Raw genomic sequence first — 13,184 nt, 5'->3', positions numbered from 1 at the left:
GTTTCAGCATTATTTACTTTTTTAAATTTCCTATGTAGGATAAAATAAAAAGGAGATTTGGTATGCAAATAGTACAAGGTGAAAAAGATAGAACCTTCTTTGAAACACTCAAAGAAGATTGTTCTACTGAAATAAAAAAAAGTAAATTTCTGCCCAAAGATTTATGGGAGACCTATTCCGCTTTTTCAAATACAAATGGTGGAACAATTTATTTAGGAATCAAAGAAAATTCTCCTAAAAATATCATCTTAGGCGTCGAAAATCCTAGAAAAGTAATTGATGATTTCATTGTCACTTGCCGAAATCCAAGTAAAGTAAACTATGATAATTCCAATGAGGAAAATATAACCTTAATTAACATTGATGGAAAAACGATTCTTCAAATAGATATTGAAGAAGCTCCTTTATCCAAAAAACCAGTTTTTTGTGGCGGAAATATTGAAAATTCATTTATCAGAAAAGGAAGTGCTGATTTAAAAATGACAAACGATGAATTACGCGCTACGTTTAGAAACGCAAAGCCAGATATGGATTCTTTGTCAGCACCTAACACTTCTTTAGATGATTTAGACTCTCCTACAATAAATCGTTATAGAAAAAAATTTAATCAGCAATATCCTAATCGTTTTGAATCATTATCTGATACAGATTTTCTTATAAGAATCGGTGCTATTTATCTTCAAAAAAATAATACTTATGCTATTAAAAGAGGAACTTTGCTCTTTTTAGGTAAATATCAATCAATTAAAAAAGTTTATCCACATTTTCATCTGGATTATTTTAATCGTATCTCCGGGCAGAATAGATGGGATGATCGCATTGCTTCTGACGAATTTTATGATTTTGAAATGAATGTATACAACTTTTTTAATATAGTTTGGGAAAAATTTCTCAATAGCTTTAATTCCCCTTTCGCATTAGATGAAAATTTAGAAAGATCGAATCCTAGGGCAATCGAAGTATCTTTACGCGAAGCTCTTGTAAATTGTTTAGCACATGCGGATTATGAGCAATCCTATCCGTCTATTAAAATCGAAATTCATAATGGCGTTTATATTTTTGAGAATCCTGGTCAACTTCTAATTCCAATTAATCAATTTACTCAAGGAGGAGAGTCTCGACCTCGCAATGAAATGCTTATGAGTTTTTTTAGAAATTGCGGTTTTTCCGAAAGACAAGGTTTTGGTGGCCAACAAATATTTGGGACTTCTTTAAAATGGAAATTTAGAACACCAAAAATAGAAACCGACTTAGAAAAAACTCGATTATCTATCTGGACTGTTAAATTTGCTGATAGCTACCCCGATCTAACGGAAAAAGAGATACTTATAATCAATTATTTGACAAACTACCCTAACCCTAAGGCAAAAAAGGAAATCCAGGAAGCAACAGAATTAAGTGAACACCATACTAAACAAACCTTAGACTCGCTTTGCAAAAAAGAAATCATCAAACGTGTCGGAAAATCTGTAGCCACAAAATATACAATCACTCGTTCGAATCAAGAACTTCTTACATTAACGAAAGAGGCACTGAATATTCTTGCCAAGCAATTATAAATGAGATTTGCTGGAGATTTGCTGGAGATTTTTGCCTGCAACTATTAAAAAAATCAAATTAAATAAGGAGTAACCACTTTACTTAAAGTATGATATTCCTTTTTTAGCTTTGATTTGCTGGAGATTTGCTGGAGATTTGCTGGAGAAATCATTTCCCGCTCCCTGACAATTCCCCTTTGGCGATCGCCCTGCTGTTTGTTACAATGGATGCAACAGAAAGTATAAAAACACAAAAGAGGAGAAAACAAATGGGAATGGATTCAACAAAAAGAAAAGGACCAAAACAATTCGAGGCAAGCAAAAACGAGCTTTATGCGATTTTTCGCAAACGCCCTTTTTCCCTGGAAAAGGCGCAGCGCGTCTTGTCGGATTTTCAACAACTTGGACTGGGAAACGACTCGTTTGGCGAATTGTGCTTGACCTTTATCGACCTGGCTCTTGACTACGGGGAAACAAATGAAGCCGGCTTTTGCGACGCCGTATTCGACACGTATTACGAAGTCGCGGGCATGGCAGGCGAGGACGAGACGCTTTACGAGCAATGGAAAGACCATCTTCAAACGATCCGTGACAAAGCGATCGTTTCCTGGCCCGGCTTTTCCGATTATATGCACGACATGGCGTTCATCATTCCTTGGGCGGAAGACGAGTAACGAACGACCGGCAACGCAAAACAAAAAGGAATATCCGCGTTCGAACGAAACGGGTATTCCTTTTTTTACGGGCAGAATATAAAAAAAAATGAGAGCCGACGCTCTCAAATTGTATATAACATGCTCTTTTCTTTCGGGTGTCTTTTTATGTAGAGTATTCAGCTCACACATAATCAAGGCGCTCGGAAATCCTTTCGCAATCTTCTGCGACCGAAAGAGGAACCATGCTACTAGAATATGGTATCAAGGATTGAGTATAGGATAGTATTATTCATTTGAAAGTATAATAATTGGATTCCCGATTCGCTTTTTTTTCATTATTATGATGTTACAAGTCGCTTCCCCAAACAACTTGCTTCCATAATATACTGGATTGTCCTAGGAAAGTCAATACATTTCTTAAGGTTTTCTTAAATATTTTTCGTATACGTGAAGTGCGTCTGTTTCATCCCTCGTTTTTCGTAAAACCGGTGCGCCTTTTTTCGCTTTTGATTCGTCGCAAGCGCTAGCTCCACGCATCCTTTTTGACGTGCCAGCATCTCGATATCCTTTAAAAATTTTGTCCCGACGCCTTCTTTTCGCATCGGCTCGACGACGTCCAGTTCGATCAGTTCCGCCGTCTTGGCGCAATGGTGCAAATATGTCCCGTACCGTATCGCGGCGTAGGCCGCCGGCACGCCATCCACCTCGTAAATCAGCGATTCCATCGTCTTGTCGTCGAGCTACGCCTCAAACAAAACCGCGAACCGTTCCCGGTCGAAGATCGTCTGCTCCAAATCGCACATCCGCTCGTACACGAACGGCATATCTTCGATACCCGCCTTGCGCGTGCCGCTCATACAAGCTCCACGACCAGCACGGCCGCCGCCGCGCCAATCGCGACGACAAGCAGACTGTGCCGCCGGTACGCCAGACCCGTCGCCACGATCGTACCCGCGATCGAAGCCGCCATATTGCCAGTCGCGTAAAACACGGCCGGAAACGTCATCGCCGACAGCACGACGTATGGCACATAAAACAAAAAGCTTTGCACCCGCCTATTCGTGATCTTCCTGCGAAAAATCAAAAACGGACTCACCCGAATGACATACGTCGTCAGGGCCATCACCATCAAACCCGCAATCGCCATCTTCATCCATCCTTTCCTGCTCGTCGATTGGCGCAATAAACGCCATCAAAGCGCTGATTCCCACCGTCACGACGATCACGCTCCAGCCATCGCTCAAAAACGAAAACCATGGCGCATAAAACAAAACGCAGCTGGCCAGTATCGAAAGCGCCACCGCCCAAAACACGTTTTTGTGGTCTTTCGCCGCCGGCACCACGATGGCGATGAACATGCCGTACAACGCGATGCCAAACGCGCTCGTGACACTGTCAGGCAGCACGGAACTGGCCACCGCGCCCGTATACGTTCCCAGCGTCCAGCCCAGCACGGGCAAAGCGATCAGCCCCATCATATACCAAAACGTCAACGCGCCTTTATGGCCCATCGAAACCGCGAAGATCTCGTCGGTTATCCCAAACGCGATGAGCAGCTTCTCCTTCCACGTCACTTTGGGATCCAGCTTTTGCGACACGGAAAGCGCCATGAGAAAATACCGGGCGTTGATGATGAGCGTCGTCAAAAACAACTCGACGAGCGTGCCGCCGGCCGCCAGCAGCCGCACGCCCGCGAACTGTCCCGCGCTTGTCAGATTCGTCAGGGAAACGAGCACCGTCTCGCCAACGGGCCGGCCAAGCAAAACGCCCATCATGCCAAAGGCGATCGACACGGAAAAATAACCGAGCGCGACAGGCACGCCATCTTTCAGTCCCTGCCGAAACTGTCCTTTCCCGTCACGCATCGAGCGAATACACCTGTCCGGCAAACAGCAGCGATCCATCCGCGCTTTCGATCGTGAACGCGAACGGCCGGTCCAGCGTGAAGTCGACTGGCTCCTCCTCGATCAAAGACGTCGCCTCGATCGACATGACCGTGTAGGCGCCACCCTCGACACCCGACTCGTCCACTTTCACCCGCGCGCCATGCTCGACGCTGGAAAGAACCAGATCCTCGTCGCTCAACGGGGAGAAATCCGCCTTTGACGCGTCGAACACATCCGTGATGCCAAGCGCTTCCCACGCGTCTTTCAACTGCATCGTGGCGGCCACGTCGAATTTTGGCAGCGACACGTTGACGATGCGCCGCTCCCCTTCGTCGCTTTTTCTCTCGCTCCATACCGCGTTTGGCGAATCCACCGGCTTGTACAGCCACATTCTCGCGCCGTCGTCCATCGGCAGCGCGATTGCCTCGTACGCGTCCGTCTTCACGTATGGCACCGTCATTTGACCATGCATGAACTCGGCCTTTTCATCCGAACGGCCATGGAACGTCTCGTGCGTGTTTTGCGCCGCGTCGAACTTGCTGGTCCACGTGTTTTGATAATACAGCGTCGACACAAGGCCCAGCCGGGTCTGGTCGCTCCAGTTCACATCGGCGACTTCCTTCTTCAACAAATCGCCCGTGTTTTCATTCATCCACGTGTGCAGCCGCTCGTTGAACGCGTCGCTGCCCATCTTTCCAATCATCGACGAGGCATGGAAATCCTCGGCCAGCGCTTTGAGCGTCGCCTCCTTGTATTGGAATCCTTCGTCGAGCCACAGCGAATTGGCCAGCCGGCTCGTCATCCGGCCATCGTCGCTGTACGTCGCCAGCCACAAGGCGTTCACCTTCTTTTCCAGCGCGTCCGTGTCCTTCTGGTTGAGCACATCCAGGATCTGCGCCTGCGTTTGTCCGGCGCTCGTTTTTGCCAGCATGCCCATCGCCATGTACAAGTTGAGCGGCGAAATGACCCCGTTTTTCTCCTTTGCCAGCAGCGTCGACGTCATCTTTTCATAAAACGGATCCATGTCGTCGGCGTACCCTTCGTACTGGTTCGCCAGTTCCTGCTTGTTTTCAGACCACGCGTCGATGTTGTCGTCCGAATACTTCACAGTCTTTGGCACCTGCGCCGTGTACTCGCGTCCCGAAGCCGCGCATCCGCAAAGCAGCGACAAGCACATCGCCAGCGCCATGCCATGTTGGTATCTTTTTTTCATTCTCTTCTCCTTTTTTCCTTCCTTTTTAGAATAACGAAAACGCCGTCCAATCACAACAAAAAACGCCGGACACGCCGACGTGTAAACGGTTCGATCCTCATTTATCCTTTTTTCGTGTCAACATCGCCTTCTTGTCGATGAGTTTTCCCTTCAACTTCTTTATATCACGTTACTTAAACAAGTTGAAGCTCCTCTCAAAAAAAACGCCGGACATGCCGACGTGTAATTTTCAATTTTGCATCATTTATCAATCGCCTTGCGCGTCTGCTCATGCAGTTTGAGCTTACGCGCCCGGTCCAGTTCCATAAAGCTCGTATACAACATGTCGATCAGCACGAGCAACGGAAACTGCGGGGAAATGAGATTGCCCCGGTCCATGTGCTTCAGCGATGGCACGAAGATAATCTCGTCGCAATACGCCTTGTGGTGCTCGTCCGCGCTGGCCGTCACCAGCACCGTCGTCGCGCCCTTTCGCTTCGATTCCTGCAAAAAACCGACGACCTCCCGGCTCGCGCCCGAAAGCGAAAAGCCAATCGCCAAATCGTCCTCCTGACGCATGACCGCCTGGATCATCATCATTTCCGAGTCGGTCAGCGCGTTGATGTCCACGCCTACACGTGTAAACCGGTGCGCCATTTCCATCGCCGCGTAGCCCGAGCTTCCCTTACCCGCCACATAGGTGCGCCGCGCCAGGGAAAGCATCTCCGTCACCCGGCTCATCTGGTCCTCGTCGATCAGAGAATAGCTTTTGTTCAGCAGGATCTCGTACGCCCGCAATACCGATTTCGAGCTTTGCGCCACCGTCTCGTACAGCTCCGACTGGTTCAGGGAGCTCTCATATAAATAAATGAACTCCCGATACCCCCGGAATCCGCACTTTTTCGCGAACCGGGACAACGTCGCCTCCGAAATCGCCAGCCGCACGCTCATGCTTTTGGCGGAAAAATCGACGATTTGCCGATTGCTCAAAAAGAAATCCGCCACGCTTTTTTCCAGCTGCGTCAGCTTCTCGTACGCCGACTCGATTTTAGGAAGGACAGACTTGTACTGGTTATCCATGGTTCTCGCCGCCCAGTTCCGGGTGCTTATTCAAAAAATGCACGAGCGCGCCCTGCATGCCCGCGTCGTTGGCGTGGCCCGCGAACGCGATCTTCGTGTTTTTGGCGATCAGCGGGATCGTATGCGCCGCAAACGCCCGTTCCAGACGATCCCGCATCTTTTCGCCCTGCGCCATGATGCCGCCGCCAAGCACGATTTTCTCCGGATTGAGCACAAAGCTAATCATCGCCATGCCCTGGCCCAGCACCTCGCACATGGTGTCGACCGCTGCGACGCAATCCGCATCGCCCGCATCCGCCAGCGCGAAGATCCGCTTGCCGTTCCATTCTTCCTCCGGTTCGCCTTTCCGATTCGCCACATCCCGGACCAGCGCCGTCGTCGCGCCCGCATCCTGAAACGGCACGCCGTCGATCGGGATGTATCCGACCTCGCACGCCGAAAAACACGAGCCGTTCAGCAGCTGCCCGTTTTCGATAAAGCAGCCGCCGATCCCCGTTCCGATCGTCAGCATGAGCATCGAGGAAGCTCCTTGGCCCGCGCCGCTTTTCGCCTCCGCCAGACCCGCGCAGTTCACGTCGTTTTCCACTTCCACCGGCAGACCCAGCGGCCGTTCAACGACTTCCTTGTAGTCGACGCCGATATATCCGGGAATCGCGTCCGAAGCGTGAATGATGCATCCTTTCTCGCTGTCCACGACGCCCGCCGACGAGATCGCCACCCCCGCGATGGCCGGATCCTTTTTGATCAGCGCTTCGACAAGCCCCTTCACTTTGCCAGCCAGCGCCACGCCGCCCAAATGCGCCTGGGTCGGCGTTTCCGTCTTTTCCACGATCGTGCCATCCGCACGCAAGATCCCGTATTTAATGGCCGTTCCGCCAATATCCACACACGCAAACGTATTCATGATAAATCCTCCTTTATACGATGCAGAAAAGCACCAGTACCCCGGTGCCGTTCTGTCTTATTGTTCAATTTTTACTTTAAAAATCGCTTTTTTGATTCGTTCCGGCTTTCCGTCGACCGCCACCGCCGTCCGGTGCGCGTCCTGCGGATCGCAAACGAGAAAGTCGCCCGGCGCCATGACGATACTCGCGTTTTTTCCACCATCCATCGAAACGAAGTCCGCGGCTTTCTCATAGTCTTTAACAGCCATGTTGGTCAAAAAGTTCAAGTCGATTTGCTCGTCGCCTCGCAACGGCACATGCACGTCCAAATAGTCGCGATGCGCTTCCCAGAAACGATCCTGCGGCGAAGTCGTTTCGTATTCCACGACGTTGACGAACAAATCGTCGCCGTCGATTTCATGTTTTCCCAATTCAAACGCCGCCAAATCGTGCGTCCGGGCAAAGTCGAGCGCCGCGCGGACGCCTTGGCTCAACGTCTCGTCGTTCTTGTGTTTGATTTGTCCAAAAATCATAACGTCGTTCCTTTTGCCGGTTTCACCAGTTTTTCCATGCGGGCAGACGCCTTTTCCTTTTTAAAGTCGGCGTACGTCGTGTACGGAAGCACTTCCAGCACTTTGTGCGTGAACTTCGTGTACAGCCAGCTGCATGGCAGCCCGACAAGAAGCGAGATCGCGATCGAAATCATCGAGTACGACCAAATCGAGATGTCCGTAAACTGGTACTTGATGACGATCATGATGATCGACGCGGCGATAAAGCCCATGAACGCGCCAAACGTGTTGGCCGATTTGAAGAACACGCCCAGCACGAAGATGCCGACAAGAATACCGAGCACAAGTCCCATGAATCCGTTGAACCACTCGTAGGCGCTCGTCACGCCGCCGCTGGCCAGCAAAATGGCTACGGCGATGGCGAAAATGCCGACAAACAACGACACGTACTGGCCGATTTTCGTTTGTTTTTCAAAGCTCATTTCCTTTTTCGAGATCCGCGACTGAATGTCCAGCGTCCACGAGGAAGCGACCGAGTTCAAACCGGTCGAAAGCGTCGACTGGCTAGCCGCGTAAATGGCTGCCAGCAGCAAGCCGGTAATGCCCACCGGCAGCTCGAAGGCGATATAGCTTGCGAAGATCTGGTCCTGCGCGGCCGCTGGCGGCAGCGGATTTTGCTGGTAGAACACGTACAGTCCCGTACCAATCAAGTAGAACACCGTCGCCATGAAAATCGAAAGCAAGCCATTCGTGCGCATCATCTTGTTCAGCTTTTTCGTATCCGTCGTCGTCGTGAACCGCTGCACGATGTCCTGCGAGGACACGTAGGAGCCCATCGTGTTCAGACCCGCGCCAAAAATCAGCAGGAACACGGAGTCGCGCAGCAGGTTCGCGTCAAAGAGCGGCTGGTTTGGCGCCAGAAACTTTTGTTCCGACCAAAACGAGTTGAACACCGCACCCAGACCTCCGTCGATGTGCGAAAGCAGGTACACGCAGCCAAACGTCACACCCACGATGAGCACGGCGCCTTGGATGAAGTCGGTCCAAAGCACCGATTTCAAACCGCCCGTGTACGAGTAGATGATCGCGATGACGCCCATGATCAAAATGAGGACGTTGACGTTGATGTTCGTCAGCGAGGAAAGCACCATGCAAGGCAGGTACATAATGATCGACATCCGGCCCACCTGGTAAATGATAAACATGATGGCGCCCAAAATACGAAGCGCCTTCGAGCCAAACCGCAGCTCCAAATAATGGTAGGCGGTGTCGATGTTCAATTTGGCGTAAACCGGCAAAAAGAAACGAATCGTCAGCGGAATCGCGATCAGCATACCCAGCTGCGCGAACCACATGATCCACGTTCCGGCATACGAGTTGCCGGCCAGCGACAAAAACGAGATTGGCGACAACAGCGTCGCGAAAATCGAAACCGACGTCACCCACCAAGGAATCGTTCCGTCTCCTTTGAAATATTCCTTGCCCTTCATGTCTTTTTTGGCAAAGAACAATCCAGCGACGAGAACCGCGCCCAGATAGACGACCAGAATAATAAAATCAATAATCGTAAAACCTTGCATGAAATTCTCCTTCTCTTGTTTTTTTAGAGGTATTTTTTCTTCGCGGCGCAAATCATGTCAGCCGCCTCGTCCACGATGACCATGTCCGCCTCGCAAAGCGGCGCGAGCGGCGCTTTCACCGTTCCCAGCTCAAGCCCTTCGTTCTTTTTCAAAATGGCCTTGATGACCGCGTACATGTTGCCATGCGCCGAGCACATTTTATAAATGATCGAGTTGACGTCGTATTGAATGGCACGCGCCGTTTCCAAATCTTTGTTTTTGAGGCATTCGTCCATTTTCAAAAACAGTTCCGGCATCACGCCATACGTGCCGCCGATCCCGGCTTTGGCGCCCATCAGACGCCCCGAAATGAATTGTTCGTCCGGTCCGTTGAACACGATGTGATCCTCGCCGCCATCCGCGCAAAACATCTGGATGTCCTGCACCGGCATCGACGAGTTTTTCACGCCGATAACGCGCGGATTTTTTCGCATTTCCGCATACAGTCCCGGCGTCAAGGCGACACCCGCGAGCTGTGGAATGTTGTAGATGATAAAGTCCGTGTTTGGCGCCGCGTCCGAAATGTCGTTCCAGTATTTGGCGATGGCGTGCTCCGGCAGCTTGAAATAGATTGGCGGAATGGAAGCGATCGCGTCCACGCCAAGCGCCTCGGCATGACGCGCCAGCTCTTTCGACTCTTCCGTCGAGTTGCACGCCACATGGGCGATAACGGTCAACGACCCGTCGTTGGCTTTCATGACGTTTTCCAGCACCTTTTTGCGTTCCGGAACCGTCAGGTAAATGCACTCGCCGCTCGAACCGTTCACGTAAATGCCTTTCACGCCTTTGTCGATGAAATAGCGGGTCAGCGCCTGCACGCCGTTTTCGTCCACGTTGCCGTTCTCGTCCAGGCAAGCGTAAAACGCGGGAATAACTCCTTCATACTTTTCTAAATTTCTCATGTGTTTCTCCTTGTTTGTCTTTAAATAACGATATTGATGAATATTCAAAAATATAGATTTATTTTCTCTCGACAAGATTTTTCACTCGTCGAAGCTGATTCCAAGTATACAGAAAAAGAAATAAGTTTCAAACATTTCCCATAAAACAGATTTTACTTTCAATATTTTTTGGTCCAACCATTCTTTCTTTTTAAAAAGTATCAATTTTTACGCAAAATGTAAGAGCTTTATGAATTTTCTTTCAGCAGAAAACGTTTTCATTGTCCGCTTCTTTCAACAAAATGTGCAAATTTCGGAATTTACGCCAAACAAGGTTTCCTTTTCGCGAATGCTGCGATTTGTATTTGAGAATGCATCGTGGTATCAATAAAGACGGAAAAAGATTTGGAGGAATACCATGTATATAAAGAAAAGAAGCGGAGCGCTGGAAGCGTACGATCCGCGCAAGATCACGGAAGCGATCCGCAAGTCGTTTCTCAGTCTCGGGATCGAGCCGGCCGCGTCCGAGCTGGCCGCCCTGCTCACCCGGGTGGAGCTGCGCGTCACGGAAGAAACCACGTCCGTCGAGCACATCCAGGACGAAGTCGAACGCGCCTTGATGGAGCAAGGCTACTACGATGTGGCGAAAAGCTATATCCTGTACCGCCACAAACGGACCGAGCTTCGCAAAGCGCGCCAGACGATCCTGAACCTCGTTCTCGATCCGGGTCTTGAGCCCGTTCTGCTGCAAATCCAGCGCGATTTCGACCAGGACCAGTACGCGCTCACGACGCTGGCCGGCCAGTTTTCCGGCTTCGCCAAGCCGAACATGTCCGCCAAAGAGCTGCTGGACGCCTTGACAAAAGCGACAATCGAGCTGACAAGCCAGGAAACGCCCCAGTGGGAGCACATCGCGGCCCGCTTTCTCAATTACGCGTTCCGCAAGCAGCTCGCGGCCGATTTAAACGAGCGTGGCTTGCGCGACTTTTATGAAAAAATCGTCTATTTGACCCACGAAGGGTTGTATGGGCGCTATATTTTGGAAAACTACACCCGGCAGGAAATTTTGGAAGCCGCCACGTTCATGGACGATTCGCGCGACGACTTGTTCACGTGGTCGGGACTGGATTTGCTGCTCAAACGCTACGTCATCCGCAACCAAAAACACGTTCCGCTGGAAACGCCGCAGGAAATGTTTTTAGGAATCGCCCTTCACCTGGCGATGGAGGAAAAAGCCGACCGGCTTGGCTGGGTGCGTCGGTTTTACGACATGCTCAGCCAGCTGCAAGTCACGATGGCGACGCCGACGCTGTCCAACGCCCGCAAGCCGTACTACCAGCTTTCCAGCTGCTTTATCGACACGGTGCCGGACAGCCTGAACGGCATTTACCGCAGTATCGACAACTTTGCCAAAGTCAGCAAGTTTGGCGGCGGCATGGGCCTGTATTTTGGCAAAGTGCGCGCGACCGGCAGCAACATCCGCGGCTTCGAGGGCGCGGCCGGTGGCGTCATCCGCTGGATCCGGCTCGTCAACGACACCGCGGTCGCCGTCGACCAGCTTGGCATGCGCCAGGGGGCCGTCGCGGTGTACCTGGACGCGTGGCACAAAGACCTGCCCGAGTTTTTGCAGCTGCGCACCAACAACGGGGACGACCGCCTCAAAGCCCACGACGTGTTCCCGGCGGTGTGCTGGCCGGATTTGTTTTGGAAGCTGGCCAAGGAAAATATCGACGCGCCATGGTACCTCATGTGTCCGCATGAAATCCAAAGCGTCAAAGGCTACGCCCTGGAAGACTACTATGGCGAAGAGTGGGAGCGCCGCTACCAAAGCTGCGTCGAGGATCCCCGCATCCAGAAACGCGTCGTCAGTGTCAAGGATCTTGTCCGGCTCGTGCTCAAAAGCGCGGTGGAAACCGGCACGCCGTTTACGTTCAACCGCGACACGGTGAACCGCGCCAATCCAAATGGCCACGAAGGCATCATTTACTGCTCGAACCTGTGTACCGAGATCGCCCAGAACATGGCGCCGATTTCCACTGTGAGCACCGAAGTCGAAACGAGAGATGGCGACACGGTCGTCGTCACGACGACGAGACCTGGCGACTTTGTCGTCTGCAATTTGGCGAGCTTGTCGCTTGGGCGCATTCCAGTCGAAGACGAAAACGCGCTCAGCCAAATCGTCCACACCGTCGTGCGGGCGCTGGACAACGTCATCGACTTGAATTTCTATCCGCTTCCTTACGCTAAGCTGACGAATCGCAAATACCGCAGCATCGGCCTGGGCGTGAGCGGCTACCATCACATGCTGGCCAAGCGCGGCATTGTCTGGGAAAGCGAGAAGCATCTGGAATTTGTCGACCGCGTCTTTGAGGCGATCAACTTCGCGGCCATTTCGGCCAGCAGCGAAATCGCCGCCGAAAAAGGCTCGTACGGCGTGTTCGAAGGCAGCGACTGGCAAACGGGAGCGTACTTCGCCAAGCGCGGCTACCAAGGCGAAAAATGGGACGCGCTCAAAGAGAAAGTGCGCCAAAACGGCATGCGCAACGCCTACCTTCTGGCAATCGCGCCGACAAGTAGCACGAGCATCATCGCGGGCACGAGCGCGGGCGTCGACCCGATCATGAACAAGTTTTTCCTCGAGGAAAAGAAAGGCAGCATGCTTCCGCGTGTGGCGCCGGAGCTTTCTCCGTCGACGTATTGGTACTATAAAAACGCCCATCACATCGACCAGCGCTGGAGCGTGCGGGCGGCCGGCGTGCGGCAGCGCCACATCGACCAGGCGCAAAGCATGAACTTGTACATTACCAACGAATACACCTTGCGCCAGGTTTTGGATTTATATTTGCTTGCCTGGGAGCAAGGCGTCAAGACGATATACTATGTCCGGAGCAAATCGCTCGAAGTGGAAGAGTGCGAAAGCTGCTCCGCGTAACTAG

12 protein-coding genes are annotated in these 13,184 nt (G+C 51.2%); 3 read left to right on the top strand and 9 right to left on the bottom strand.

The features are described from left to right. The first annotated feature begins 62 nt into the window (after nt 1–62). Both ABNS49_RS02450 and ABNS49_RS02445 read left to right on the top strand, forming a co-directional pair. Nucleotides 63–1,559, top strand: coding sequence for an RNA-binding domain-containing protein (locus ABNS49_RS02450; protein WP_348687824.1), 1,497 nt, complete (start codon nt 63–65; stop codon nt 1,557–1,559). Nucleotides 1,560–1,813: 254 nt separating this feature from the next. Continuing rightward, complete coding sequence (locus tag ABNS49_RS02445) at nt 1,814–2,212, top strand: hypothetical protein (RefSeq protein WP_135980843.1); 399 nt, start codon at nt 1,814–1,816, stop codon at nt 2,210–2,212. Between the two features lie 410 nt (nt 2,213–2,622). Here the strand turns inward: ABNS49_RS02445 and ABNS49_RS02440 are convergent, their stop codons facing one another. The 9 genes from ABNS49_RS02440 to ABNS49_RS02400 all read right to left on the bottom strand — a co-directional run bounded on the left by ABNS49_RS02440 (nt 2,623) and on the right by ABNS49_RS02400 (nt 10,269). Beyond that, entirely contained in the window at nt 2,623–2,919 is a 297-nt protein-coding gene (locus ABNS49_RS02440) for a GNAT family N-acetyltransferase (protein WP_348687823.1), read from the bottom strand. A 128-nt stretch (nt 2,920–3,047) separates the two neighbouring features. After that, nucleotides 3,048–3,317, bottom strand: coding sequence for an AzlD domain-containing protein (locus ABNS49_RS02435; RefSeq protein ID WP_348687838.1), 270 nt, complete (start codon nt 3,315–3,317; stop codon nt 3,048–3,050). Further along, entirely contained in the window at nt 3,250–4,059 is an 810-nt protein-coding gene (locus ABNS49_RS02430; protein ID WP_135980846.1) for an AzlC family ABC transporter permease, read from the bottom strand. Before ABNS49_RS02430 ends, ABNS49_RS02435 begins: the two co-directional genes overlap by 68 nt. After that, nucleotides 4,052–5,293 (bottom strand): serpin family protein, encoded by a 1,242-nt coding sequence (locus ABNS49_RS02425; RefSeq protein ID WP_135980847.1) that lies wholly within the window; start codon nt 5,291–5,293, stop codon nt 4,052–4,054. The genes ABNS49_RS02430 and ABNS49_RS02425 overlap by 8 nt, the downstream gene beginning before the upstream one ends. 240 nt (nt 5,294–5,533) lie before the next feature. Continuing rightward, nucleotides 5,534–6,352, bottom strand: a complete 819-nt coding sequence (locus tag ABNS49_RS02420) for a MurR/RpiR family transcriptional regulator (protein ID WP_135980848.1) — start codon at nt 6,350–6,352, stop codon at nt 5,534–5,536. Then, complete coding sequence (locus ABNS49_RS02415; protein WP_135980849.1) at nt 6,345–7,256, bottom strand: ROK family protein; 912 nt, start codon at nt 7,254–7,256, stop codon at nt 6,345–6,347. Before ABNS49_RS02415 ends, ABNS49_RS02420 begins: the two co-directional genes overlap by 8 nt. Before the next feature lie 57 nt (nt 7,257–7,313). Continuing rightward, on the bottom strand, nt 7,314–7,769 hold the full coding sequence (locus ABNS49_RS02410; RefSeq protein WP_135980850.1) for a YhcH/YjgK/YiaL family protein: 456 nt from the start codon (nt 7,767–7,769) through the stop codon (nt 7,314–7,316). Continuing rightward, entirely contained in the window at nt 7,766–9,328 is a 1,563-nt protein-coding gene (locus ABNS49_RS02405; protein WP_135980851.1) for a sodium:solute symporter, read from the bottom strand. The genes ABNS49_RS02410 and ABNS49_RS02405 overlap by 4 nt, the downstream gene beginning before the upstream one ends. Nucleotides 9,329–9,351: 23 nt before the next feature. Beyond that, a complete protein-coding gene (locus ABNS49_RS02400) occupies nt 9,352–10,269 on the bottom strand; it encodes a dihydrodipicolinate synthase family protein (protein WP_135980852.1) in 918 nt (305 codons plus the stop codon). Between the two features lie 397 nt (nt 10,270–10,666). On the opposite strand from ABNS49_RS02400, the gene ABNS49_RS02395 reads away from it, so the two are divergent. Beyond that, a complete protein-coding gene (locus ABNS49_RS02395) occupies nt 10,667–13,180 on the top strand; it encodes a ribonucleoside-diphosphate reductase subunit alpha (RefSeq protein WP_135980853.1) in 2,514 nt (837 codons plus the stop codon). Nucleotides 13,181–13,184: the final 4 nt, after the last annotated feature.

The sequence above is a fragment of the uncultured Dubosiella sp. genome, from assembly GCF_964018005.1.
Lineage (GTDB): Bacteria > Bacillota_I > Bacilli_A > Erysipelotrichales > Erysipelotrichaceae > Dubosiella > Dubosiella muris.
Note: the sequence above shows the minus strand (reverse complement) of the source record. Positions and strands in the feature narration are given on the sequence as shown.

What these genes read in the sequence shown, in the direction of transcription:
- ABNS49_RS02450 (WP_348687824.1), top strand. Translation starts at nt 63, where the DNA reads ATGCAAATAGTACAAGGTGAAAAAGATAGAACCTTCTTTGAAACACTC.
- ABNS49_RS02445 (WP_135980843.1), top strand. Translation starts at nt 1,814, where the DNA reads ATGGATTCAACAAAAAGAAAAGGACCAAAACAATTCGAGGCAAGCAAA.
- ABNS49_RS02440 (WP_348687823.1), bottom strand. Translation starts at nt 2,919, where the DNA reads ATGGAATCGCTGATTTACGAGGTGGATGGCGTGCCGGCGGCCTACGCC.
- ABNS49_RS02435 (WP_348687838.1), bottom strand. Translation starts at nt 3,317, where the DNA reads ATGGCCCTGACGACGTATGTCATTCGGGTGAGTCCGTTTTTGATTTTT.
- ABNS49_RS02430 (WP_135980846.1), bottom strand. Translation starts at nt 4,059, where the DNA reads ATGCGTGACGGGAAAGGACAGTTTCGGCAGGGACTGAAAGATGGCGTG.
- ABNS49_RS02425 (WP_135980847.1), bottom strand. Translation starts at nt 5,293, where the DNA reads ATGAAAAAAAGATACCAACATGGCATGGCGCTGGCGATGTGCTTGTCG.
- ABNS49_RS02420 (WP_135980848.1), bottom strand. Translation starts at nt 6,352, where the DNA reads ATGGATAACCAGTACAAGTCTGTCCTTCCTAAAATCGAGTCGGCGTAC.
- ABNS49_RS02415 (WP_135980849.1), bottom strand. Translation starts at nt 7,256, where the DNA reads ATGAATACGTTTGCGTGTGTGGATATTGGCGGAACGGCCATTAAATAC.
- ABNS49_RS02410 (WP_135980850.1), bottom strand. Translation starts at nt 7,769, where the DNA reads ATGATTTTTGGACAAATCAAACACAAGAACGACGAGACGTTGAGCCAA.
- ABNS49_RS02405 (WP_135980851.1), bottom strand. Translation starts at nt 9,328, where the DNA reads ATGCAAGGTTTTACGATTATTGATTTTATTATTCTGGTCGTCTATCTG.
- ABNS49_RS02400 (WP_135980852.1), bottom strand. Translation starts at nt 10,269, where the DNA reads ATGAGAAATTTAGAAAAGTATGAAGGAGTTATTCCCGCGTTTTACGCT.
- ABNS49_RS02395 (WP_135980853.1), top strand. Translation starts at nt 10,667, where the DNA reads ATGTATATAAAGAAAAGAAGCGGAGCGCTGGAAGCGTACGATCCGCGC.